Consider the following 23,620-nt stretch of genomic DNA (forward strand, 5'->3'; position numbering starts at 1 on the left):
GCCCCTGAAGGGCGCGCTTTTTGCCGCGTCCACCGCGCGCGGGGCGGTGGCGCATCACGACACGCGGGCGCAGCGATCGCCCGCGGCTTCGGGGGAAGTTTCATGACGTTCACGCTGGTCATCGAGCAACTGCTCAATGGACTGCAATTCGGGCTGATGCTGTTTCTGATCGCCGCCGGGCTCACGCTCGTGTTCGGCATCATGGACATCATGAACCTGGCCCACGGTTCACTCTACATGGCGGGCGCCTACGTGGCCGCCGAAACCATGCAGCGCACCGGCTCCTTCGTCGCCGCCGTGGCGGTGGCGGCCATCGCCACCGGCGTGGTGGGCGCGGTGCTCGAGCTGGTGCTGATCCGCCGCCTGGCGCTGCGCGATCACCTGGCGCAGGTGCTGGGCACCTACGCCATCATTCTCATCGCGGGCGACCTGGTCAAGATGGTCTGGGGCCCGGCGCCGATGATGCTCAACATGCCCGCCGCGCTGGCCGGCCCGGTGCGCCTGCTGCCCGACCTGATGTATCCGGCCTACCGCCTGATGATCATCGTGTTCGGCCTGCTCGCGGCCGCGGGGCTGTACTGGTTCGTGACGCGCACCCGCGCGGGCGTGCTGGTGCGCGCCGGCGCGTCGAACCGGCAGATGGCCACGCTGATGGGCGTGCGCGTGCCGATCCTGTTCCTCGGCGTGTTCGTGCTGGGCGCCATGCTGGCGGCGGTGGCGGGCGCGCTGCTCGGGCCGATCACGGCGGTGCAGATCGGCATGGGCGAGGAGATCCTGATCCTGGTGCTGGTGTGCATCGTGATCGGCGGCATCGGGTCGATCCGCGGCGCCTTCGTCGGCGCGCTGCTGGTCGGCATGGTCGACACGGCGGGGCGGGCCTTCCTGCCCATGCTGCTGCGCCAGGTGTTCTCGCCGGCGGTGGCGTCCAGCGTCGGCCCGACGCTGGCGGCCATCCTGATTTATGTGTTGATGGCCGGGATCCTGGTGTTCCGTCCGTCGGGTCTGTTTCCGGCGCGCGGGTGAAGCATGCGTAGATCTCTATACTGGACTGTCGCCCTGTTGCTGGCCCTGGCGGTGTTTCCGCTGGTCGCGCCGGCCCTGGGCCTCGACTTCTACATCTCCTTCGTGCGGCGCGTGCTGATCTATGCGCTGGCGGCGACCAGCCTGAACCTGATCCTGGGCTACGGCGGCATGGTGGCGCTCGGGCATGCGGCCTTCTTCGGCGCCGGCGCCTATGCGGTCGGCATCCTGCAGTCGCTCGGCGTCAACAGCGCGCTGCTGGCCTGGCCGGCCGCGATGCTGCTGGCGGCCGTGCTGGCCTGGATCATCGGCGCGATCTCGCTGCGCACCCGCGGCGTGTACTTCATCATGATCACGCTGGCCTTCGCCCAGATGGTCTATTACATCTTCATCTCGCTGCGCCAGTACGGCGGCGAAGACGGCCTGAACCTCGCCGGCCATTCGCAGCTGCCGGCGCTCGACCTGGCCAACGACGTCACCTTCTACTACGTGGTGCTGGTGCTGTTCGCCGTGCTGCTGTTCCTGTTCAACCGGCTGGTCGACGCGCGCTACGGCGCGGCGCTGCAGGGCATCCGCGAAAACGAATCGCGCATGGAGTCGCTGGGCTATCCGGTCTACCGCATGAAGCTCACGGCCTTCGTGATCAGCGGCGCGGTCGCGGGCCTGGCCGGCGCGCTGCTGGCCAACCACAACCTCTTCATCTCGCCCAGCCTGATGCACTGGACCCAGTCGGCCAACCTGCTGATCATGGTGCTGGTGGGCGGCATCGGCCTGCGCTACGGCGGCGTGGCCGGCGCGGCGGTGATGCTGGTGCTCGAGGAAGTGCTGCGCCTCTGGACCGAATACTGGCACCTGCCGTTGGGCCTGCTGCTGCTGGGCGTGGTGCTGGGCGCCCCGCGCGGCCTGGCCGGGCTGGTCGGCCCCTGGTTCGCCAGCCGCACGCCCGCCACCGAACCCGCGAGGAAAGCGTGATGACGACATCCAACACGCCCGCCCTGCGTGCCACCGGCCTGGTGCGCCGCTTCGGCGCGCTGCTCGCCACCGACCAGGTGTCGATCGAGCTCGCGCCGGGCGAGATCCATGCCCTGATCGGCCCCAACGGCGCCGGCAAGTCCACCCTGATCCATCTGCTGTCCGGCACGCTGGCCGCCGACGCGGGCACGCTGCACGTGGGCGGCACCGACGTGTCGGCCATGACGGCCCACGAACGCGTGGCCGCGGGCCTGTCGCGCTCGTATCAGATCACCAACATCTTCCGCAGCTTCAGCGTGCTCGACAATCTGCTGCTCGCGGTGCAGGCCCATGCGGGCAGCAGCTTCCGCTTCTGGCAGTCGCGCGCCCACGAGGCCGCGCTGTACGACGCGGCCCGCGCGCTGGCGCAGGAGTGCTGCATCGACGCCTCGCTGTTCGCGCGCCAGGCCGGCACGCTGCCGCACGGCGAGCAGCGCAAGCTGGAGTTCGCGCTGGCGCTCGCCGCGCGGCCGAGCGTGCTGCTGCTCGACGAGCCCATGGCCGGCATGGGCCCCGACGAAACGCTGCGCCTGACCGAGCTGATCGAGAGCCTGCGCGGCCGCGCGGCGATGCTGCTGGTCGAGCACGACATGCAGGCGGTGTTCCGCCTGGCCGACCGCATCTCGGTGCTGGTCTATGGCCGCGTGATCGCCACCGGCACGCCGGACGAGATCCGCGCCAACCCCGACGTGCGCCAGGCCTATCTGGGCGACGATGAAACGGAGGCCGTATGCTGAAGATCCAGGCCGCCGCGAGCGGCTACGGCGCCAGCCAGGTGTTGTTCGGCGTCGATCTGGAGATCGGCGCGGGCCAGGTCGTGACCCTGCTGGGGCGCAACGGCATGGGCAAGACCACGCTGCTGCGCACCCTGTTCGGCCAGTTGCCACTGCGCGCCGGCGAGATCCATTTCGCCGGCCAGAAGATCAGCGGCTGGCGGCCCGACCGCATCGCGCGCGCCGGCATCGCGCTGGTGCCGGAGGGCCGGCAGTGTTTCCCCAACCTGAGCGTGCGCGAGCACCTCACCGCGTTCGTGGCGGCGCGCAATCCCGACATCGGCGCGCCCTGGACTCCGGAGCGCGTGTTCGAGCTGTTTCCGCGCCTGGGCGAGCGCGCCCGCAACATGGGCAACCAGCTTTCGGGCGGCGAGCAGCAGATGCTGGCCATCGGCCGGGCCCTGGTCACCAATCCGCGCCTGCTGATCCTGGACGAAGCCACCGAGGGGCTGGCGCCGCGCATCCGCGAGGAGATCTGGACCTGCCTGGCGCGCCTGCGCGAAGCGGGCCAGACCATTCTGGTGATCGACAAATACGTCGAACGCCTGCTCAAGCTGGCCGACCGCCACGTGATCCTGGAGCGCGGCAAGGTGGTGTGGACCGGCGACTCGCCGGCGCTCGACGCCGACCGCGGGCTGTGGGAGCGCTACCTGGGCGTGTGACGTAGCCCGTCCCTGATTTCCCGCCGGCCCGGCGTGGACTCCCCCGGCGCATCGCGCTCGCGGCGTCCACCCCGGGCCGGCGGTGTTTTGGGGCGCCCGCAGGGACGCCCGCAGGGACGCCCGTAGGGGCGCCCGCAGGGGACGCCCGCAGGAGGCGCCCGCAGGAGGCGCCCGCAGGAGGCGCCCGCACGGGCGCGTGCACGGGCGGCGCGCCCGCGGAGGCGGGTCGGTGTAGACCCCGTCTTGCGCAGTGTCCACGCGGGGTATATATTTCAAGCCTAAAATATCAAAGGTTCAAAATCAACGGCGGTCGATCGAGGCGTGCCGCCGCTGCCACGGAGCTGTACACATGAAGATAGTCTGCCAGGGTGGTGGTCCCGCCGGTCTGTATTTCGGCCTGCTGATGAAACTGCAGGATCCGTCCAACGACGTGACCGTGGTCGAGCGCAACCGGCCCTACGACACGTTCGGCTGGGGCGTCGTGTTCTCCGACGCCACGATGGACAATCTGCGCGAGGCGGATCCCGTCTCCGCCAAGACCATCGGCGATGCGTTCAATCATTGGGACGACATCGACATCCATTTCAAGGGCCGCACGATCCGCACCGGCGGCCACGGCTTCATCGGCATCGGCCGCAAGCACCTGCTCAACATCCTGCAGGCGCGTTGCGAAGAGGTGGGCGTGAAGCTGGTGTTCGAAACCTTCGTGCAGGACGACCAGGCGCTGGCGCGCGAGTACGACGCCGACCTGGTCATCGCCGCCGACGGCCTGAACAGCGTGGTCCGCACGCGCTACGCCGACACCTTCAAGCCCGACATCGACCAGCGCCGCTGCCGCTTCGTCTGGCTCGGCACCACCAAGGTCTTCGACGCGTTCACCTTCGCGTTCGTGCAGACCGAGCACGGCTGGTTCCAGGCCCATGCCTACCGCTTCGAGGACGGCCTCTCGACCTTCATCGTCGAGACCCCCGAAGAAACCTGGCAGGCGGCCGGCATCGAGCAGATGAGCCAGGAAGACGGCATCGCCTACTGCGAGAAGCTGTTCGCGCCGTGGCTCGACGGCCATCGCCTGATGAGCAACGCCGGCCACCTGCGCGGCTCCGCCATCTGGATCCGCTTCCCGCGCGTGATCTGCAACGGCTGGGTGCAATGGAACCACCTCGACACGCCGCGCGGCGAGCGCGACGTGCCGGTGGTGCTGATGGGCGACGCCGCCCACACCGCGCACTTCTCGATCGGCTCGGGCACCAAGCTCGCGCTCGAAGACGCCATCGAGCTGGCGCGCTGCCTCGACGGCCAGCCCGACCTGCGCGCCGCGCTCAAGCATTACGAGGAGGTGCGCAGCGTCGAGGTGCTCAAGATCCAGAACGCCGCGCGCAACTCCACCGAGTGGTTCGAGAACGTGGAGCGCTATGCCGGCCTGGAGCCGGAGCAGTTTGCCTATTCGCTGCTCACGCGGTCGCAGCGCATCTCGCACGAAAACCTGCGGCTGCGCGATCCGGCCTGGCTCGAGGGCTACGAGCGCTGGATCGCCGAGCATGCCGGCGAGGCGGCCCCCGCGGGCAAGACCGTGCCCGCGCCGCTGCCCATGTTCACGCCCTACCAGGCCCGCGGCGTGCGCCTGCCCAACCGCATCGTGGTCTCGCCCATGGCGATGTATTCCTGCGTCGATGGCGTGCCGGGCGAGTTCCACCTGGTGCACCTGGGCGCGCGCGCGCTCGGCGGCGCCGGCCTGGTGATGGTCGAAATGACCTGCACCTCGCCCGACGCGCGCATCACGCCGGGATGCCCCGGCCTGTGGAACGACGAACAGGCGGCCGCCTTCAAGCGCATCGTCGATTTCGTGCACGCCAATTCGCCCGCGAAGATCGGCATGCAGCTCGGCCACGCCGGCCGCAAGGGCTCGACCCAGCTCGGCTGGCAGCGCATCGACCACCCGCTGGCCGAGGGCAACTGGCCGCTGGTGTCGGCCTCGCCGCTGCCCTACATGCCGGGCGTGTCGCAGGTGCCCGCCGAGCTCGATCGCGCCGGCATGGACCGGATCCGCGACGAGTTCGTGGCCGCCGCCCGGCGCGCCGCCGCGGCCGGCTTCGACTGGCTCGAGCTCCACTGCGCGCACGGCTACCTGCTGTCGAGCTTCATCTCGCCCATCACCAACCAGCGCCAGGACGAATACGGCGGCAGCCTCGACAACCGGCTGCGCTTCCCGCTCGAGGTGTTCCGCGCCGTGCGCGAGGTGTGGCCGGCCGACAAGCCCATGTCGGTGCGGATCTCCGCGCACGACTGGGTCGAGGGCGGCATCGACGCCGACGACGCGGTGGCGATCGCCCGTGTCTTCAAGCAGGCGGGCGCCGACATGATCGACTGCTCGTCGGGTCAGGTGAGCCCCGAGCAGCGCCCGGTGTATGGCCGCATGTTCCAGACCCCGTTCGCCGACCGCGTGCGCAACGAAGCCGGCATCCCGACCATCGCGGTGGGCGCCATCTTCGAGGCCGACCATGCCAACGGCATCATCGCGTCGGGCCGTGCCGACCTGTGCGCGCTGGCCCGGCCGCACCTGGCCGACGCCTCCTGGACGCTGCGCGAGGCCGCGCGCGTGGGCTACACCCACACGCACTGGCCGCAGCAGTACGAGGCCGGCAAGCGCCAGCTCGAAACCAACTTCGAACGCGCCGCAGCCATGGCGCAACAGGAAGCGAAATGAGCGCCGCACTTCCCCTGCAGGGCCACCACGCGCTGGTGACCGGCGGCGCCCGCGGCATCGGCCTGGCCTGCGCGCAGGCGCTGCTGGCCCAGGGCGCGCAGGTCACGCTGCTGGGCCGTGACGGCCAGGCGCTGGCGCGCGCTGCCGAAGCGCTGGGCCCCGCCGCGGGCTATGCGCAGGCCGACATCAGCGACGCCGCCTCGGTGCGCGCCGCCTTCGACGCGGCCGCGCTGGCGCGCGGTCCGATCGCGATCCTCGTCAACAACGCCGGGCAGGCCGAGAGCCAGCGCTTCGACCGCACCGACGAGGCGCTGTGGCAGCGCATGCTCGACGTCAACCTCACCGGCACCTTCCATTGCATCCAGGCCGCGCTGCCGGGCATGCTGGTCCGGGGCCACGGCCGCGTCATCAACGTGGCCAGCACCGCCGGCCTGATCGGCTATGCCTACGTGGCGGCCTACTGCGCCGCCAAGCACGGCGTGATCGGCCTGACCCGCGCGCTGGCGCTGGAGGTGGCCAGAAAGGGCGTCACCGTCAACGCGGTGTGTCCCGGCTACACCGAGACCGACATCGTGCGCGACGCGGTCGCCAACATCGTGCAGAAGACCGGGCTCGACGAGGCGGGCGCGCGCGCCAAGCTGGCCGAGCGCAATCCGCAGGGCCGGCTGGTGCAGCCCGAGGAAGTCGCCGCCACGGTGGCCTGGCTGGCGCTGCCGGCCAGCGCCTCGGTCAACGGCCAGGCCATCTCGATCGATGGCGGCGAGGTCATGCCGGGTTGAGCCGCGCCGCTTTGCCCCGCACACACAGACAAAGGAGAAGACAGATGAGCGCAAGCGAACAGCACACGATGAAGCATCACAAACGGCCCTATGCCGGCTACGAGGCACGCACCTTCCTCTGGGACGTGAGCGCCGACGGCAAGGTCGCCACCATCACGCTGAACCGCCCCGAACGCAAGAACCCGCTCACGTTCGATTCCTATGCCGAGCTGCGCGACCTGTTCCGCGGCCTGGTCTACGCCACCGACATCAAGGTGGTCGTCATCACGGGCGCCGGCGGCAACTTCTGCTCCGGCGGCGACGTGCACGAAATCATCGGCCCGCTCACGCAGATGAGCATGCCCGAGCTGCTCGACTTCACCCGCATGACCGGTGACCTGGTCAAGGCGATGCGCGCCTGCCCGCAGCCCATCGTGGCCGCGGTCGACGGGGTGTGCGCCGGCGCCGGCGCCATGGTGGCGCTGGCCTCCGACCTGCGCCTGGGTACCGCCGCCGCGCGCACCGCCTTCCTGTTCACCCGCGTCGGGCTGGCCGGCGCCGACATGGGCGCGTGCACGCTGCTGCCGCGCATGATCGGCCAGGGCCGCGCGAGCGAGCTGCTCTACACCGGCCGCGCCATGCGCGCCGACGAAGGCCTGGCCTGGGGCTTCTTCAACAGCCTGCACGAGCCCGAGGCGCTGGGCGGCGCGGCCGCCGAGCTGGCCGCGCAGATCGCCGCCGGCCCGACCTTCGCGCACGGCGTCACCAAGAAGCTGCTGCACCAGGAATGGAACATGGGCGTGGACGAGGCCATCGAGGCCGAGGCCGAGGCGCAGGCCATCTGCATGCAGACGCGCGACTTCCGTCGCGCCTACGACGCCTTCGTGGCCAAACAGAAACCCGTGTTCGAAGGAGACTGAGCTCATGATGCGCGACAGCAGCTGGCTCGACTGGCCGTTCTTCGAAGACCATCACCGCACCCTGGCACACGAGCTCGACGCCTGGTGCGAGTCCAACCTCGGACACGTGGACCACCACGACGCCGACGCGTCCTGCCGCAAGCTGGTGGCGGCGCTGGGCAAGGCAGGCTGGCTGCGCTATTGCGTGCCGGCCGGCGCCGATGGCGCCTGGGGCGGCAGGCTGCCCCAGGTCGATTCGCGCGCGGTGTGCATCCTGCGCGAGACGCTGGCGCGCCACGAGGGCCTGGCCGACTTCGCGCTGGCGATGCAGGGCCTGGGCAGCGGCGCGATCTCGCTGATGGGCACCGAGGCCGTCAAGGCGCGCTATCTGCCGCGCGTGGCGAGCGGCGAGGCCATCGCGGCCTTCGCGCTGTCCGAGCCGGACGCCGGCTCCGACGTGGCCGCCATGAGCTGCGCGGCCCGTCTCGACGGCGATCACTACGTGCTCGACGGCGCCAAGACCTGGATCTCGAACGCCGGCATCGCCGACTTCTATTGCGTGTTCGCGCGCACCGGCGAGGCGCCCGGCGCGCGCGGCATCTCGGCCTTCGTGGTCGATGCCGACACCCCGGGCTTCAGCGTGAGCGAGCGCATCGACCTGATCGCGCCGCATCCGCTGGGCACCCTCACGTTCGACCAATGCCGCATCCCCGTGTCGCAGCGCCTGGGCGAGCCCGGGCAGGGCTTCAAGCTGGCCATGATGACGCTGGACATCTTCCGCGCCTCGGTGGCGGCTGCCGCGCTCGGCTTCGCGCGCCGCGCGCTCGACGAGGGCCTGGCACGCGCCCGGAGCCGCAAGATGTTCGGCCAGACCCTGGCCGACCTGCAGCTGACGCAGGCCGCGCTGGGCGACATGGCGACCGCGATCGATTCGTCGGCGCTGCTCACCTATCGCGCGGCCTGGCTGCGCGACGTGCGCGGCGAACGCACCACCCGCGAGGCCGCGATGGCCAAGATGACCGCCACCGAGTCGGCGCAGCAAGTGATCGACCGCGCGCTGCAGATGTTCGGCGGCGCCGGCGTGGTTAGCGGCATGGCGGTGGAAAAACTTTATCGGGAAATCAGAGCGCTGCGTATTTACGAAGGCGCCACGGAAGTGCAGAAGTTGATCATTGCCCGGGAGCTGTTGAAGTCCTGATTCCAGGGCGTGCGTACCACGGGCAAGTCACCACACCTACAGCAACAGGGGAAATCCATGGAAGTATCCGCGCACACCGACACCTTTGCCCGCGACAACCTGCCGCCGCAAGACCTCTGGCCCGAGTTGTTGCTGGACGGTCCGGACGTGGCCTATCCGGCCCGTTTCAATTGCGCCGTGGAGCTGGTCGACCGGCACGTCGCCGAAGGCCGCGGCGAGCGCATCGCGCTGCGCTGGCGCGAGGGCGATGCCCAGCGCACCATGACCTACGCCGCGCTGCAGGCGCTGACCAACCAGGTCGCCCGCGTGCTGGTCGAAGACATGGGCCTGGCCCCCGGCAACCGCGTGCTGCTGCGCGGCCCCAACAATCCCATGATGGCGGCCAGCTGGCTGGGCGCGATCAAGGTCGGCCTGGTCACGGTGCCGACCATGCCGCTGTTGCGCGCCAAGGAGCTCAAGCAGGTGATCGACAAGGCGCGCGTGCAGGCCATGCTGTGCGACGTGCGCCTGGCCGACGAGGCGCTCGCCTGCATGCGTCAGGGCGGCGACTACTACTGCCCCGATCTGAAGCAGATCAAGATGTTCAACGACACCGGCAGCGATGCGCTCGACACGCTGGCCGCGTCCAAGCCCGAGGCGTTCGAGGTGTGCGATACCGCCGCCGACGACGTCTGCCTGATCGCGTTCACCAGCGGCACCACCGGCGCGCCCAAGGGCTGCATGCACTTCCACCGTGACGTGCTCGCCATGTGCGACCTGTTCCCGCGGCACGTCATCAAGCCCGGCGCCGACGACGTGTTCTGCGGCACGCCGCCGCTGGCCTTCACCTTCGGCCTGGGCGGCCTGCTGTGCTTCCCGCTGCGCGTGGGCGCCAGCACCGTGCTGGCCGAGAAGCTCTCGCCCGAATCGCTGCTGCAGCTGATCCAGGATTTCCGCGCCACCATCGTCTTCACCGCGCCCACCTTCTATCGCCAGATGGCGGCGCTGGTGCCGAAGTTCGACATCGGCTCGCTCGCAAAGAGCGTGTCGGCGGGCGAGGCGCTGCCCGATGCGACCCGCCAGCTCTGGAAAGACGCCACCGGCATCGAGATGATCGACGGCATCGGCGGCACCGAGATGATCCACGTGTTCGTGTCCAGCCCGCCCGAGGCCGTGCGCCGCGGCGCCATCGGCAAGGTCGTGCCCGGCTACGTGGCCGTGGTGGTCGACGAGAACATGCAGCCGGTCCCGCACGGCACCATCGGCCGCCTGGCGATCAAGGGCCCGACCGGCTGCCGCTACCTGGCCGACGAGCGCCAGCGCAAGTTCGTGCAGGCCGGCTGGAACCTCCCCGGCGACACCTTCATGCAGGACGCCGACGGCTACCTGTACTACCAGGCCCGCAACGACGACATGATCATCTCGGCCGGCTACAACATCGCCGGACCCGAGGTCGAGGATGCCCTGCTGCGGCACGAGGCCGTGGCCGAGTGCGGCGTGGTCGGCATGCCCGACGACGAGCGCGGCCAGCTGGTGGCGGCCTATGTGGTGCTCAAGCCCGGTTTCGAGGCCACGCCCGCGCTGGCGACGGCGTTGCAGACCTACGTGAAGGACACCATCGCGCCCTACAAGTATCCGCGCGTGGTCGAATTCGTGACCGCGCTGCCGCGTACCGAGACCGGCAAGCTGCAACGCTTCGCGCTGCGCAAGCAGGCGTCGGGAGGCCAGTGATGAGCACCGCCGTCGCCCAGGGCGCGCCGTTCGAGGCCGAGGTCGAGGTCCGGTTCCGGCATTGCGATCCGGCCGGCATCGTGTTCTATCCGCGCTATTTCGAGATGATCAATGACTTCGTCGAAAACTGGTTCGACAAGGGCATGGATCTGCCATTCCACACGCTGCACGTGGAGCGCCACATCGGCACGCCGCTGGCGTCGGTGCACTGCGATTTTTCGGCGCCCAGCCGTTGGCACGAACGGCTGCGCCAGGTGCTGGAGGTGCGCCGCATCGGCGGGGCGTCGTTCCAGGCCGACGTGCGTTTCGAGGGGCCGGACGGACAGCTGCGGCTGTCGGCTCGGCTCACCATCGTGACGGTCGACCTGCGCACCATGCGTGCGATGCCCCTGCCCGACGACCTGCGTGCGCGCATGCAGGCCTTCCTGATTTCCGCGCCGCCGGCCGCTGCCGGCACGCCCTGATACGCATTCCCCAATAGACCATAAGAGGATGAGGCTATGAAGATTCTGCAACCGCCCGACTGGCTCGCGCCGCGTGGTTATGCCAATGGCACGATGACCGAGATGCAGGTGGGTTCCCGCCTGGTGTTCGTGGGTGGCCAGATCGGCTGGAACGGCCAGCAGCAGTTCGAGACCGACGACTTCGCGCTGCAGGTGCGCCAGACGCTGGCCAACATCGTGGCGATCCTGGCCGAAGGCGGCGCACGCCCCGAACACATCGTGCGCATGACCTGGTACGTGAAGAACAAGCAGGAATACGTGGCCGCCTATCCCGAGATCGGCAAGCACTATCGCGAGCTGATCGGCCGCCACTTCCCCGCCATGACGGCGGTCGAGGTGGCCGACCTGGTCGAAGATCGCGCCAAGGTCGAGATCGAGGTGACGGCGGTGGTGCCGGCCGCCTGACCGGCGCCGGCCACGGCGGCCCGGCCGTGATGGCCGGGCCGTGTCAGCGCACGGCGCAGGCCTGGCGCCGCAGCGTGGCGCTGGGCAGCTCGCCGTGGCGCTCGCGGTAATACTCCGAGAAGCGGCCCAGGTGGCCGAAGCCGACCGCCAGCGCGACGTCGGTGACCGGCATGCCGCCCTGCAGCAGGTGGTCGCGCGCGCGGTCTAGCCGCAGCGCGCGCAGCGCCAGCATCGGCGTGGTGCCGCGGTGGTCGTGGAACAGCCGGCCCAGCTGGCTGGCGCTCACGCCCGCGTGGCGCGCGATGTCGAGCGCGCTGATCGGCGCGGCCAGTTGCGCGCGCATATATGACTCGGCCTGGGCCAGCCCGCGCGGGGTGGGGCTCGCGGCGTCGCGCCAGCTGTTGGGCTGGTGCCAGAGCAGATGCAGCACCAGCATTTCCTGCATGCGCAGCGTCCAGGCATCGGGCGCGGCGCCGTCGTCGCGCGCGAGCAGCGGCAGCGTGTGCAGCAGGCCCGCCATCAGGGCGCGCCAGGCCGCGCCCGCCGGGCTGACCAGATCGAGCCCCGGCACGAAATCGAGCGGTTGCCGGGCCGCCTCGCCGAACGCCTGCAGGCCCACGGTCTCGAGCAGGCCGCGCGGAATCTTCACCAGCAGCTGCTCGCAGCCGCTTTCCCAGTGCAGTGACAGCGGCCGGTCGGGGGCGATGACGGCCGCCCGCCGCGTACAGGTCTCGACGACGTCGGTGCCGCATTGCACGCGGGCGCGCCCGGTGAGCGGCACCTGCACCAGCATGAAATCGCGCAGCCGGCCCGGGTCGATGCGGACCTCCGGGCCGTAGCGCAGCGTACAGATCGTGAGGGCGCCGATGCGGGCGCGCGAGAGCCGCGCGTCGACCGGGCCGGCCTGCCAGCTGAGGTGATGATCCTTGAGCGCCTCGGAGACGCGGCTGCGGGTTTCGTCGCGCTCGCGCGAGCGGAACACCCGCCGGGCCACCAGCGGGGCGAGTTCACTGCGCGACCATCCATGCATGCTGTTCTCCCCGGGAGCCGGGACGCGGCGAAGTGCAACGAGCATAGGCCAGGGGCGCGGGCTGCGGAATTAGGTGAATCTCGGATAAGAGTGGCGTAAAACGGATAGAGCGCCGCTCCGGCCGGGCGTATCGTGGGCGTCGAGCCTGCGCCGCGAGAGCCGGGCCGCCATTGCGAACTCAAGGGGAACACGCATGAACCTCGGCAATACCTCCGTTGGTGTCATAGGCGCGCGCCTGCGCGCCGGGGCAGCCGTGCTGGCCGCCTGCTGTACCGTGGCCGGCCTGCCGGCCCAGGCCGCGCCGGCCCAGGAAATCAAGGTCGGCCTGGTCACCACCCTGTCCGGCCCGGGCGCCGCGCTCGGCAATGAAATCCGCGACGGCTTCAACCTGGCCCTGCAGCACACCGGCGGCAAGCTCGGCGGCGTCACGGCCCAGGTCATCGTGGCCGACGACCAGCAGAAGGCCGACGCCGGCCGCCAGGCCGTCGACCGCCTGCTCAAGCGCGACAAGGTCGACGTGATGACCGGCATGGTGTTCTCCAACGTGCTGCTGCCCGTGATGCCGGGCATCCTGCAATCCGACACGATCTACCTGAGCGCCAACACCGGCCCCGAGAACTACGCCGGCGCCGGCTGCCATCCCAACTTCTTCGCCGTGGCCTGGCAGAACGAAGACATCCCCGCGGCCATGGGCAAGTACGCGGCCGACAAGGGCTACAAGCGCGTCGCGCTGATCGCGCCCGACTACCCCGGCGGCCGCGAATCGCTCAAGGGCTTCAAGCGGCTGTACCAGGGCGGCGTGGCCGAAGAGGTCTACACCCAGATGGGCCAGCTCGACTACGGCGTCGAGATCTCGCAGCTGCGCGCCAGCCAGCCCGACGCGGTGTTCTTCTTCCTGCCCGGCGGCATGGGCGTGAACTTCATCAAGCAGTTCAACGGCGCGGGCCTGAGCGGCCGCATCGCGCTGCTGGCCCCGGGCTTCTCGGGCGACCAGGACACCATCGCCGCCGTGGGCGCGCCCATCGAGGGCCTGTTCAACACCGCGCAATGGTCGGCCGACCTCGACAACGCCGCCAACCAGCGCTTCGTGGCCGACTTCAAGGCGAAGTACGGCCGCGCGCCGTCGCTCTACGCGGCGCAGGGCTACGACACCGCCATGCTGCTCGACAGCGCCGTGCGCCAGACCGGGGGCGACCTGGCCAAGCCGGCGCTGCGGGCCGCGCTCAAGCGCGCCGACTTCGCCTCGGTGCGCGGCAGTTTCGCCTTCAACACCAACCAGTATCCGATCCAGGATTACTACCTGCGCGAAGTCGTCAAGCAGCCCGACGGCAGCCTGGCCAACAAGCGGGTGTCGACCGTGCTCAGCAAGTACCACGACCCGTTCGCCAGCGCCTGCAAGATGTGAATCACGAGGCCGGGCCGCATCCGCCGCCCGGCACGAACCGAAGGAGAATTCATGACTTCCACCGTTCAGACCCGCACCGTCCGCATCGAGGCGCAGGATGGCGGCGCATTCGACGCCTATCTGGCCGTGCCGGCCGCGGGCAAGGGCCCCGGCCTGGTGCTGTGCCAGGAGATCTTCGGCGTCAACGATTTCATGCGCCGCACCGCGCAGCTGCTGGCCGAGGAAGGCTATGTGGTGATCGTGCCCGACCTGTTCTGGCGCCAGCAGCCGGGCATCCAGCTCACGGACGGGCCGTCCGACATGCCCCGTGCCTTCGCGCTGTACCAGGGCTTCGACGAAAACCTCGGCGTGGCCGACATCGGCGCCACGGTGGCGAAGCTGCGGACCTTGCCCGAATGCGAAGGCGGCGTCGGCGCGCTGGGCTATTGCCTGGGCGGCAAGCTGGCCTACCTGGCGGCCTGTCGCACCGACGTGGACGTGGCCGTGGGCTACTACGGCGTGGGCATCGAAAACAGCCTGGCCGAGGCCGACGCGCTGCGCGGCAAGCTGGTGCTGCACATCGCCGAACAAGACGGCTTCTGCCCGCCACCGGCGCGCGCGCAGATCCTCGAGGCGCTGGGCGGCCGGCCCGGCGTCGAGCTGTACGTGTATCCCGGCATGGACCACGCCTTTGCCCGCACCGGCGGCGATCACTACGACAAGCCCTCGGCCCTGATGGCGCACCAGCGCAGCATCGCCGCGCTCAAGGCGGCGATCGGCCCGCACTACGACTACTCGTATCTGTGGGACAAGCACTGCGAATACGAATTCGGCACGCGCGACGTGGCCGCGACCATGGCCACCATGGTGGCCGAGCCCTATGTGAACCACATCCCCACCATGACGGGCGGCGTGGGCTTCAAGGAGCTGTCGCGCTTCTACCAGCACCACTTCGTCAACAGCAACCCGCCCGACACGCGCCTGATCCCGCTGTCGCGCACCGTGGGCGCCACGCAGATCGTCGACGAGATGCTGTTCTGCTTCACCCACACCACCGAGATCGACTGGATGCTGCCCGGCGTCGCGCCCACCGGCAAGCCGGTCGAGGTGCCGCTGATCGCCATCGTGAAGTTCCGTGGCGACAAGCTCTATCACGAGCACATCTACTGGGACCAGGCCAGCGTGCTGGTGCAAATCGGCCTGCTCGATCCGCAGGGCCTGCCGGTGGCCGGCGTCGAGACGGCGCGCAAGCTGCTCGACGAGACCCTGCCGTCGAACACGCTGATGGCGCGCTGGAAAGACAGCGCCTGACACGCAAGAACCGGCCCGGCCCCCGCGCCGGGCCCTCTCGGAGACCGAATCCATGGCTTACACCCAAGCGCAGCTGGCCGCGCTGGTACGCGGCGACAGCGTGCACAAGGCCGTCTATACCGACCCGCAGATCTTCGCCCTCGAGATGCGCCGCATCTACGGCCGGGCCTGGATCTACGTAGGCCACGAGAGCCAGGTGCCCGGCACCGGTGACTATCACACCACCCGCCTGGGCGACCAGGACGTGATGATGGTGCGTGCCGCCGACAAGCAGGTGCACGTGCTCTACAACCGCTGCCCGCACAAGGGCGCCAAGGTGGTGGCCGACGGCGATGGTTGCGCCGGCAAGTTTTTCCGCTGCCCCTATCACGCCTGGACCTTCAAGCTCGACGGCTCGCACCTGGGCGTGCCGCTCAAGCAGGGCCTGGAAGGCACCAACTACGATCCGAAGAGCCCGGAGTTCTCGATGCGCCGCGTGGCGCGCGTGCAGAGCTATCGCGGCTTCGTGTTCGCCAGCCAGAGCGCCGAGGGGCCCGACCTCGAAACCTTCCTGGGCGGCGTGAAGTCGTCCATCGACAATCTGTGCGAGCGCTCGCCCACCGGCGAGGTCGAGGTGGCGGGCGGCGTGTTCCGCGTGATGCAACGCTCCAACTGGAAGGTGTTCTACGAGAACCTGCACGACACCATGCACGCGCGCGTCACGCACGAATCGTCGTTCCAGGCCGCGCGCGACGAGGCCCAGGAGCTGGGCGAGATGCCGTTCGAGCTGCACATCATGGACGGCAATGGCGAGCCCTACGAATTCTGGGAGAAGCTCGAGCTGCGCGCCTACCCCAACGGCCATGGCTACATGGAAGGCATCTTCAATCCGGGCGCGGCCGAACGAGATCCGGTGTCGCGCGCGCATTTCGAGGTGCTCACCGGCGCCTATGGCGAGGCGCGTGCGCGCGAGATCCTCGGCATGAACCGCCACAACACCGTGATCTACGGCAGCGGCTCGCCCCACACCGTGTTCCAGCAGTTCCGCGTGATCCGGCCGGTGGCGGTGGACCGCACGCTGATCGAGATCCAGACCTTCCGCTGCAAGGGCGCGCCCGACAGTGTGTTCCGCCGGGCGATGCTGTATGCCAACGTGATCAATTCGCCGTCGTCCAACGTCATGCCCGACGACATCGAGCTCTACAACCGCTGCCAGGAGGGCAATGCCACCGAAGGCGGCGAATGGGTCAGCATGCACCGCTACCACGGCACCGACCGCGAAGACGAGCAGGGCCTGGTGTCGGTGAACGGCACCAGCGAGCTGCCCATGCGCAACCAGTTCCAGGCCTGGCGCGACTACATGACGCAAGACGTGGCGGTGCCCGTGGCACTGCCGCAGAAGGAGCAAGCATGCTGCTAGAAATCGATTTCGACGTCTCCACCGCCCACCTCGCGCCGGCCAGCGTGCCGCCCGAGACCTACCACGCCGTGTGCCAGTTCCTGTATCGCGAGGCGCGTCTGCTCGACACGCGCGAGTACGACGCGTGGCAGTCGCTCTGGACCGAGGACGGCATGTACTGGATGCCGCACCACGCCGGCCAGCAGAGCCCGTATGACCACGTGTCGCTGTTCTGGGAAGACCGGATGCTGCGCGACGTGCGCATCCGCCGCCTGCTGCATCCGCGCAACTGGTCGCAGCAGCCGCCCACGCGCAGCGCCCGCATCGTGGGCAACGTGATGATCGAGGGCGTCGATACCGGTGGCAACCTGGTGGTGCACTCCGCGTTCCAGATGACCGAATGGCGCAAGCGCCAGCCGCGCCAGCTCGCGGGCCACTACACCCACAAGCTGGCGGCCGAAGGCGAGGGCTGGCGCATTCGCATGAAGCGCGTCGACCTGGTCAATTGCGACGACGCCCACGACGCCTTCGAGGTCTACGTGTGAGCGCGCCCATCACAGAAAAGCGGCCGCCCGACACCGCGGTGCTGGCGCTGCACTACCAGAACGACGTGCTGCATCCCGACGGCCGCATCCGCCTCGGCGTGGCCGGCGACGACCTGCTGCGCGGCCGCCTGGTGCGCGCCGCCTGGGACCTGCTTTCGGGCGCGCGGGCGCTCGATCTGGTGGTGGTGCACGTGCGGGTGGCGTTCCAGCCCGACTACACCGACCTGGTGCAGAACTGCACCATCTTCCGCAACGTGGCGGCCAGCGGCGCGGTGATCGACGGCGAATGGGGCAGCGATTTCTACGACGGCTTGGCGCCCGATCCGCAACGCGCGCGCGAGCACGCCGTGCGCCACACCCGCATCAGCGCCTTCTACGACACGCCGCTCGAGGACATCCTGCGCGGCCACGGCGTGCGCCGGCTGGTGGTGGGCGGCGTGGCCACGCATTCGGTGGTCGAGGGCACCGTGCGGCATGCCTCCGACATGGGTTATGAAGTGATGGTGGCCGAGGATGCCTGTGCCACCGCGGATCCCGCCGCGCACGCGGCCGCGCTGTCCAGCATGAAACTCATCGCCGGCATCGGCACCGTGGCGCGCGCCCTGCAATGGGCCGCCGAACCCGCGCACGCGCCCCACACCAAGGAACCCGCATGAGCGACACAGACCTCACCGGCAAGACCGCCATCGTCACCGGCAGCACGCAGGGGCTGGGCGCGGACATCGCGCGCGGCCTCGCGCAGCGCGGCGCCAACGTGGTGGTGGTGGGCCGCAGCCGCGACGCCGGCCAGGCCCTGGCGGCCAGCATCGGCGCCCGCGCGCTGTTCAGCGCCACCGACATCGGCGACGACGCGCAGATCCAGGCCTGCATCGCGCAGACCCGCGCGCATTTCGGCGGCCTCGACATCCTCGTCAACAACGCCTGCCAGTATGCCGACCAGGGGCTGGCCTCGAGCCGCGCCCAGTGGCATGCCACGCTCGACACGAACCTGATCTCGGCGGCGATGTTCACGCAGTTCGCGGCGCCGTGGCTGCCGCGCGGCGGCGTGGTGATCAACATGGGCAGCACCGGTGGCAAGTTCGGCGCGGCCGGCCGCGCCATCTATCCGGCCTCCAAGGCCGCGCTGCTGCAGATCACGCGCAACTTCGCGGTGGAGCTGGCGCCGGCCGGCATCCGCGTGCTGGCCGTGTCGCCGGCCTGGACCTGGTCGCCCTCGGTCGAGAGCCTGTCCGGAGGCGACCGCGCGCAGGCCGACGCGGTCGGCGCGCATTTCCATCCGCTGGGCCGGGTGGGCGGCGGCGAGGAGGTGGCCGCGGTGGTGTGCTTCGCGTGTTCGCCGGCGGCGTCGTGGATGACGGGCGTGGACCTGCCCGTCGACGGCGGCTTTTCGATCCTGGGCCCCGACCAGGGCCAGTCGCCGCGCAGCTGGTTCGCGCGGCTGGGCGGGCAGGGCGGCTAGCCCCGCGCCAGGGCCGGCTCAGCGCGTGCCGGCCGCCTTGATCACGAGCTGGCCTTCCTCCAGCATGGCCTTGCCGCCGATCGTGTCCTCGAAGATCTCCTGCACCTTGTTGCCGATCTGCAGGTGCACGCCGCTGTGATAGCGGCGCGAGGCGATGATGGTGGCGGTCAGCAGCGGCTGCAGGTCTTTCTGCAGCGCCACTTCCTCCACTTCGACCTGGGCCAGGTCGGCGGTCACGCGGTGATGCGTGGCGCGGGCCCGGTCGCTCATGCCGTTGACGTTCTTGGCCGGGTTGTTGTGCAGGAAGACGATCAGCTTTTCCAGCTTGTTCTTTTCCTCGGTCAGGCCGGCGCGGCGCGCCTCCAGGGCCGCGCGCCGGGCCTCTGCATGCGGATGCAGGCCGACACAGATCTGGGTCGGCACGCCGGCCAGCGAGCCCATGGTACCTGCGCTCACCGACTTGGTGGCGTGGGCTTCGCCGCCCACGATCACGCCCATCTGCGAGGCGGGCGGGCCCACCGTCACGCTTTCGCCGGCATACACGCGGCTGGCGCGCACCTCCCGCTCGGCGGCGATGTTCTTGTCGGCATTGACCAGCGCGTTCTCGATGAAGCGCGCCTTCACCGAACCGCCCGCCGTGATCTGCGCGGTGCGGATGCTGGGCGCCGCGCCCGGCGTGGGGCGGACGTCCTTGGCGATCTCGGCCAGGCCGATGATGCCGCCGTTCACGCTGACGTTGCCGCCCGCGTGCACCAGCGCCGCTTCGATGGTGCCGTTGACCACCACGTCGCCGGAGACGCGCACTTCCATGCCCGACACGATGTCGCCGCGCACGCGCAGCGTGCCGTCGAAATTGATGTTGCCGGTGTTCAGGTCGACCGCGTCGACCTCGACCAGCGAGTTCACCAGCACGCCCTGCGGCACCACCATCGGCGAGCCCGCGTTGGCGGCGCGCAGCAGGTTGGCGTCCTCTTCGTCGAGCGACACGCCGGTGAGGTTGGAGGCGAACGGGGTGTCCGGCATCTGCACCGGTTCCACCGCCTCGCCCAGCACGTTCAGGCCGGGCTTGCCCTGCACCGGCGGGATGCGGCGCATCAGCGGCGTGCCGGGGGCCACCAGCGTGAGGTTGCCGAGCTCGCGGTAGTCGATGGGCGCGTTCTCGTCGTCTTCCTGCTGGCGCGTCTTGAGCGCGTCCAGCAGGCTTTCGAAGCGCACCGGGGTGCCGGCGGTCGGCGGCGTGCCCTGGGCCACCACGGCGGTGGCGCGGGTGCCGAGCGCGAGCGCCTGGCGGATCGAGGCCTCGTGCACGCCGTAGACCACGCCGTGCTCGATCAGCGCGGCCAGCACGGCCGATTCCTCGATCGCCGTGCCGCCCTTGGCGGGCACCACGACCAGCAGCACCGACATGCGGTCGGGAGAGATTTCCAGCTCGAAGCTGCCGTTGGTGACCTCGCCGATCTTGCCCTGCACCAGTTCCGTGGCGCTGCGGCAGCGCTCGATGAAGCCGATGGCGGCGACCTGGTCCAGCACGTCGGCGTTCCAGCCGCGGTCTTCGATGGCCTGGACCAGCATGTCCAGCGTGGGCGCACTCAGCGCGGAATCGCCCTCGAGCGGTTCGAACACCGCCGACAAGGCATGGGTCGTCTCGTCCAGTTCGAGGCGGAATGCGGTTTCCACTGACATCGTTCCCTCCACGGCGCGGGATCCTCGTCGGGACGGGCGCCTACATATCGTTTTTTATCGGTCGCGCTATTGCATCCGGACCGGAGAGTGTGACAGTCCGTCGCAAAAGTAATAACTCGAAATATGGAGATATATTAAGCGATATTCAACCGTGTGGGGGAGCGGAATCTTTGCGCCCGGCGGGGGCTATGTCACTGATATTTTGGAAAAAACACGTCATGCGGCGGTCTTGTTACGGACCCTCCGGCAACGTGATTGCTATGCCGTGCAACTGCCGCCAATGCGCGGCGATCGCGCCGCCGCCGTTCGCACGGCACCGACGTTCACGATCGTGCGGGCATCAACCCTTCATGCGGGTAAACACCTGCTCGGCACGGTCCAGCGTGGCGTCGATGACGGTGTCGTCGTGGGTGGCCGAGACGAAGCCGGCCTCGAACGCCGAGGGGGCGAAGTGCACGCCGGCGTCGAGCATGGCGTGGAAGAAGGTCTTGAAGGCCTGGGTGTTGCAGGCCGAGACCTGGGCGAACGTGGCGGGGACCTCGTCGCTGAAGTACAGGCCGAACATGCCGCCGATCGCGTCGGCCGAGAACGGAATGCCGGCGGCGCGGGCGCGCTCCTGCAGCCCGAAGGCCAGGCGCTGGGTCTGGGCGGCCAGGTGCTCGTAGAAGCCCGGCTGGCCGATCAGGCGCATGGTGGCCAGGCCGGCGGCCACCGCCACCGGATTGCCCGACAGCGTGCCGGCCTGGTAGACGCCGCCCAGCGGCGCGATGTGCGCCATCAGGTCGGCGCGGCCGCCGAAGGCGCCCACCGGCATGCCGCCGCCGATCACCTTGGCCAGCGTGGTCAGGTCGGGCATGATGCCGGTCAGACCCTGCACGCCCTGCGGACCCACGCGGAAGCCGGTCATGACTTCGTCGAAGATCAGCACGGCGCCGTGGCGCGTGCAGAGCTCGCGCAGGCCCTCGAGAAAGCCGGCCGCCGGCTTGATCAGGTTCATGTTGCCGGCCACCGGCTCGACGATCACGCAGGCGATGTCGGCGCCGTGCTGGGCGAAGGCGGTCTGCACCGCGGGCAGGTTGTTGTAGTCGAGCGTGAGCGTGTGCGCGACGAACTCGGGCGGCACGCCGGCCGAGCTCGGGTTGCCGAAGGTCAGCAGGCCGGAGCCGGCCTTCACCAGCAGGCTGTCGGAGTGGCCGTGGTAGCAGCCCTCGAACTTCACGATCTTGTTGCGGCCGGTGGCGCCGCGCGCCAGCCGGATCGCGGTCATGGTGGCCTCGGTGCCCGAGCTCACCAGGCGCACCTGCTCGAGCGAGGGCAGGCGGGCGATCAGCAGCTCGGCCAGCTCGATCTCGGCCTCGGTGGGCGCGCCGAACGACAGGCCGTGCACGGCCGCGTCCTGCACCGCGCGCACCACCTCGGGATGGGCGTGGCCCAGGATCGCCGGGCCCCAGGAGCCCACGTAGTCGATGTATTGCGTGCCTTCGGCATCCCAGATGTAGGGGCCCTGGGCGCGCGCGATGAAGCGCGGCGTGCCGCCCACCGAGCGGAAGGCGCGCACGGGCGAGTTGACGCCGCCGGGGATGCTGCGGCTGGCGCGTTCGAACAATTCGGCGTTACGGGACATGGTGATGCTCATCGGTTCAGGGTTGGGGGGCGGCCGGCGGCTGGGCGCGGGCGCTCGCGCAGGCGGCGGCGCAGGCACGCGCGGCCGCCCGGATGTCGGGCATTTCGAACAGGCCGGTGATCACGGCGATGCTGTCGGCGCCGGCCTGGGCCACCAGCGGCGCGTTCTGCGCCGTGATGCCGCCGATCGCCACCACGCCGGGACGCGGCGCCGGGCAAGCCTCGGCCAGCTGGGCGGCCTGCGTCAGCAGCGCCAGCGGCGCCTGGGCCGCCTGCGGCTTGGTGGGCGAGGCGAACACCGCGCCGAACGCGATGTAGTCGGCCCCCTGGGCCAGCAATTCGCGCGCCCGTGCCAGGTCGTTGTAGCAGGACACGCCCAGCAGCAGGTCGGGGCCGGCCTCGCGCCGGACCTCGGCCAGCGCGTCGTCGTCGCGGCCCAGGTGGGCGCCGTCGGCGCCGACGTCCAGCGCCAGGCGCCAGTCGTCGTTGATCATCAGCACCACGCCGAGGTCGCGGCACAGCGGCACGAGCGCGCGCGCCTGCGCGGCACGCTCGTCGGCGCTGGCGTTCTTGCGGCGCAGCTGCAGCGCGCGCATGCCGCCCTCGGCGGCCTGGCGCACGGCGGTGAGCAGGCGCGCGGTGTCGGCCCAGTCGGGCGTCACGCCGTAGAGGCCGGCGGGAAAGCGCAAGGGTTTCATCCGGCCTGGCCCCCGTCGACGTGGCGGTGCGGCACGCGCCGGCCCATGCCGGGCAGGAAGCTGGCGGCCAGCACCTGGTCGGCATGCAGCAGCGCCTGTTCGACCGCCTGCGGCATCTCCAGGCCTTGCGCCAGCAGGGCGGCGGCGGCGGTGGCGGTCACGCCGCCGGTGTCGGCATTGCGGTCGGGCGGGGCGGTCCAGGGCAGGTTGACGGTCTGGCCGCCGGGGCCGACCAGCAGCTGCGTGTAGTGGCCGGGGCGGGTCGGGTGACCCAGCACCAGCGCCCACTGGGCGCCGCCGGCCAGCAGCGCGTGCGCCGGGGTGGGCGAGCCGGACGTGTCGATCGCGCCATCGGCCTGCCATTGGGCGAGCCGCATGTGTTCGACCACGACCAGGTCGGTCTGGGGCAGCACCAGCTCGAAGGTGGCGGCCAGCAGGTCGTCGGCGTCATCCTGCTGCTCCTGGTCTTCGGGCAGCAGGGCGCGCGGGCCGAGGTGCAGCACCAGCGGCACCTGGCTGTAGTCGGCCGCGATCTGCGCGGCCACGCTGGCGCCTTCGGCGGTGTAGAGGCCGCCGACCTTGAAGGCCTGCACCGGCATGTCTTCGAGCAGGCAGCGCGCCTGGTCGTCGAGCAGCTCGGGCGAGACGGGGTGGATTTCTTCGATGCCGGCGGTGTCCTGGACCGTCAGCGCGGTGGCTGCGGCCAGGGCATGACAGCCGAGCCGGGCACACGTGACGGCGTCGGCGGGCAGCCCGTCGGTGCCCGTGGGATCGAACGGGCCGAGAACGAGGACGAGAGGGGGGGCGGGAGGGGCCAATTGAACCTGAACAGCGCGCAACGTGGGGCAGTTCCTCCTGATTTGCGT

The 23,620-nt window shown here is 70.0% G+C and carries 22 protein-coding genes; 17 read left to right on the forward strand and 5 right to left on the reverse strand.

The window, feature by feature from the left end; all coding sequences use genetic code 11:
- The first annotated feature begins 102 nt into the window (after positions 1-102).
- The 11 genes from CEG14_RS02875 to CEG14_RS02925 all read left to right on the forward strand — a co-directional run bounded on the left by CEG14_RS02875 (position 103) and on the right by CEG14_RS02925 (position 11,643).
- Complete coding sequence (locus CEG14_RS02875) at positions 103-1,023, forward strand: branched-chain amino acid ABC transporter permease (RefSeq protein ID WP_094824836.1); 921 nt, start codon at positions 103-105, stop codon at positions 1,021-1,023.
- Between the two features lie 3 nt (positions 1,024-1,026).
- The gene (locus CEG14_RS02880; RefSeq protein ID WP_094824837.1) at positions 1,027-1,992 is read left to right on the forward strand and encodes a branched-chain amino acid ABC transporter permease; all 966 of its coding nucleotides are present in this window, start codon (positions 1,027-1,029) and stop codon (positions 1,990-1,992) included.
- A complete protein-coding gene (locus CEG14_RS02885; protein WP_094824838.1) occupies positions 1,992-2,768 on the forward strand; it encodes an ABC transporter ATP-binding protein in 777 nt (258 codons plus the stop codon). Before CEG14_RS02880 ends, CEG14_RS02885 begins: the two co-directional genes overlap by 1 nt.
- The gene (locus tag CEG14_RS02890) at positions 2,762-3,466 is read left to right on the forward strand and encodes an ABC transporter ATP-binding protein (protein ID WP_094824839.1); all 705 of its coding nucleotides are present in this window, start codon (positions 2,762-2,764) and stop codon (positions 3,464-3,466) included. Before CEG14_RS02885 ends, CEG14_RS02890 begins: the two co-directional genes overlap by 7 nt.
- 349 nt (positions 3,467-3,815) lie before the next feature.
- A complete protein-coding gene (locus CEG14_RS02895; protein WP_094824840.1) occupies positions 3,816-6,170 on the forward strand; it encodes a bifunctional salicylyl-CoA 5-hydroxylase/oxidoreductase in 2,355 nt (784 codons plus the stop codon).
- Positions 6,167-6,949: an SDR family NAD(P)-dependent oxidoreductase gene (locus CEG14_RS02900; protein ID WP_094824841.1), complete on the forward strand. Its 783-nt coding sequence runs from the start codon at positions 6,167-6,169 to the stop codon at positions 6,947-6,949. The genes CEG14_RS02895 and CEG14_RS02900 overlap by 4 nt, the downstream gene beginning before the upstream one ends.
- Before the next feature lie 44 nt (positions 6,950-6,993).
- Positions 6,994-7,848 (forward strand): enoyl-CoA hydratase family protein, encoded by an 855-nt coding sequence (locus tag CEG14_RS02905; protein ID WP_094824842.1) that lies wholly within the window; start codon positions 6,994-6,996, stop codon positions 7,846-7,848.
- Positions 7,849-7,855: 7 nt separating this feature from the next.
- Complete coding sequence (locus CEG14_RS02910; RefSeq protein ID WP_094825263.1) at positions 7,856-9,025, forward strand: acyl-CoA dehydrogenase family protein; 1,170 nt, start codon at positions 7,856-7,858, stop codon at positions 9,023-9,025.
- A gap of 57 nt (positions 9,026-9,082) precedes the next feature.
- The gene (locus CEG14_RS02915; protein WP_094824843.1) at positions 9,083-10,735 is read left to right on the forward strand and encodes an AMP-binding protein; all 1,653 of its coding nucleotides are present in this window, start codon (positions 9,083-9,085) and stop codon (positions 10,733-10,735) included.
- Positions 10,735-11,199: an acyl-CoA thioesterase gene (locus CEG14_RS02920; protein ID WP_094824844.1), complete on the forward strand. Its 465-nt coding sequence runs from the start codon at positions 10,735-10,737 to the stop codon at positions 11,197-11,199. The genes CEG14_RS02915 and CEG14_RS02920 overlap by 1 nt, the downstream gene beginning before the upstream one ends.
- 36 nt (positions 11,200-11,235) lie before the next feature.
- The gene (locus tag CEG14_RS02925; RefSeq protein ID WP_094824845.1) at positions 11,236-11,643 is read left to right on the forward strand and encodes a RidA family protein; all 408 of its coding nucleotides are present in this window, start codon (positions 11,236-11,238) and stop codon (positions 11,641-11,643) included.
- A gap of 43 nt (positions 11,644-11,686) precedes the next feature.
- Here CEG14_RS02925 and CEG14_RS02930 read toward each other — a convergent pair whose 3' ends face one another.
- Positions 11,687-12,673 carry an AraC family transcriptional regulator gene (locus tag CEG14_RS02930; protein WP_094824846.1) on the reverse strand — a complete coding sequence of 329 codons (987 nt, stop codon included), beginning with the start codon at positions 12,671-12,673 and terminating at the stop codon, positions 11,687-11,689.
- Positions 12,674-12,866: 193 nt separating this feature from the next.
- On the opposite strand from CEG14_RS02930, the gene CEG14_RS02935 reads away from it, so the two are divergent.
- The 6 genes from CEG14_RS02935 to CEG14_RS02960 are packed head-to-tail and all read left to right on the forward strand — an operon-like array spanning position 12,867 to position 18,750.
- Complete coding sequence (locus CEG14_RS02935) at positions 12,867-14,078, forward strand: ABC transporter substrate-binding protein (protein ID WP_094824847.1); 1,212 nt, start codon at positions 12,867-12,869, stop codon at positions 14,076-14,078.
- A 51-nt stretch (positions 14,079-14,129) separates the two neighbouring features.
- The gene (locus tag CEG14_RS02940; RefSeq protein ID WP_094824848.1) at positions 14,130-15,368 is read left to right on the forward strand and encodes a dienelactone hydrolase family protein; all 1,239 of its coding nucleotides are present in this window, start codon (positions 14,130-14,132) and stop codon (positions 15,366-15,368) included.
- A 52-nt stretch (positions 15,369-15,420) separates the two neighbouring features.
- Positions 15,421-16,767 (forward strand): aromatic ring-hydroxylating dioxygenase subunit alpha, encoded by a 1,347-nt coding sequence (locus CEG14_RS02945; RefSeq protein ID WP_094824849.1) that lies wholly within the window; start codon positions 15,421-15,423, stop codon positions 16,765-16,767.
- Positions 16,758-17,291 (forward strand): aromatic-ring-hydroxylating dioxygenase subunit beta, encoded by a 534-nt coding sequence (locus CEG14_RS02950; protein ID WP_094824850.1) that lies wholly within the window; start codon positions 16,758-16,760, stop codon positions 17,289-17,291. Before CEG14_RS02945 ends, CEG14_RS02950 begins: the two co-directional genes overlap by 10 nt.
- On the forward strand, positions 17,288-17,947 hold the full coding sequence (locus tag CEG14_RS02955; protein WP_256985564.1) for a cysteine hydrolase family protein: 660 nt from the start codon (positions 17,288-17,290) through the stop codon (positions 17,945-17,947). Before CEG14_RS02950 ends, CEG14_RS02955 begins: the two co-directional genes overlap by 4 nt.
- Complete coding sequence (locus CEG14_RS02960) at positions 17,944-18,750, forward strand: SDR family oxidoreductase (RefSeq protein WP_094824851.1); 807 nt, start codon at positions 17,944-17,946, stop codon at positions 18,748-18,750. The genes CEG14_RS02955 and CEG14_RS02960 overlap by 4 nt, the downstream gene beginning before the upstream one ends.
- 18 nt (positions 18,751-18,768) lie before the next feature.
- Here the strand turns inward: CEG14_RS02960 and CEG14_RS02965 are convergent, their stop codons facing one another.
- From CEG14_RS02965 to CEG14_RS02980, 4 genes are all read right to left on the reverse strand, one after another.
- Positions 18,769-20,433 carry a DUF342 domain-containing protein gene (locus CEG14_RS02965; protein ID WP_094824852.1) on the reverse strand — a complete coding sequence of 555 codons (1,665 nt, stop codon included), beginning with the start codon at positions 20,431-20,433 and terminating at the stop codon, positions 18,769-18,771.
- Positions 20,434-20,773: 340 nt separating this feature from the next.
- Positions 20,774-22,057, reverse strand: coding sequence for a glutamate-1-semialdehyde 2,1-aminomutase (gene hemL, locus CEG14_RS02970; protein ID WP_094825265.1), 1,284 nt, complete (start codon positions 22,055-22,057; stop codon positions 20,774-20,776).
- 16 nt (positions 22,058-22,073) lie between these two features.
- Positions 22,074-22,754, reverse strand: coding sequence for a thiamine phosphate synthase (gene thiE, locus CEG14_RS02975; RefSeq protein ID WP_094824853.1), 681 nt, complete (start codon positions 22,752-22,754; stop codon positions 22,074-22,076).
- Positions 22,751-23,572, reverse strand: a complete 822-nt coding sequence (locus CEG14_RS02980) for a bifunctional hydroxymethylpyrimidine kinase/phosphomethylpyrimidine kinase (protein ID WP_255032082.1) — start codon at positions 23,570-23,572, stop codon at positions 22,751-22,753. The genes thiE and CEG14_RS02980 overlap by 4 nt, the downstream gene beginning before the upstream one ends.
- Positions 23,573-23,620: the final 48 nt, after the last annotated feature.

This window comes from Bordetella genomosp. 1 (assembly GCF_002261335.1).
Classification (GTDB): domain Bacteria; phylum Pseudomonadota; class Gammaproteobacteria; order Burkholderiales; family Burkholderiaceae_B; genus Bordetella.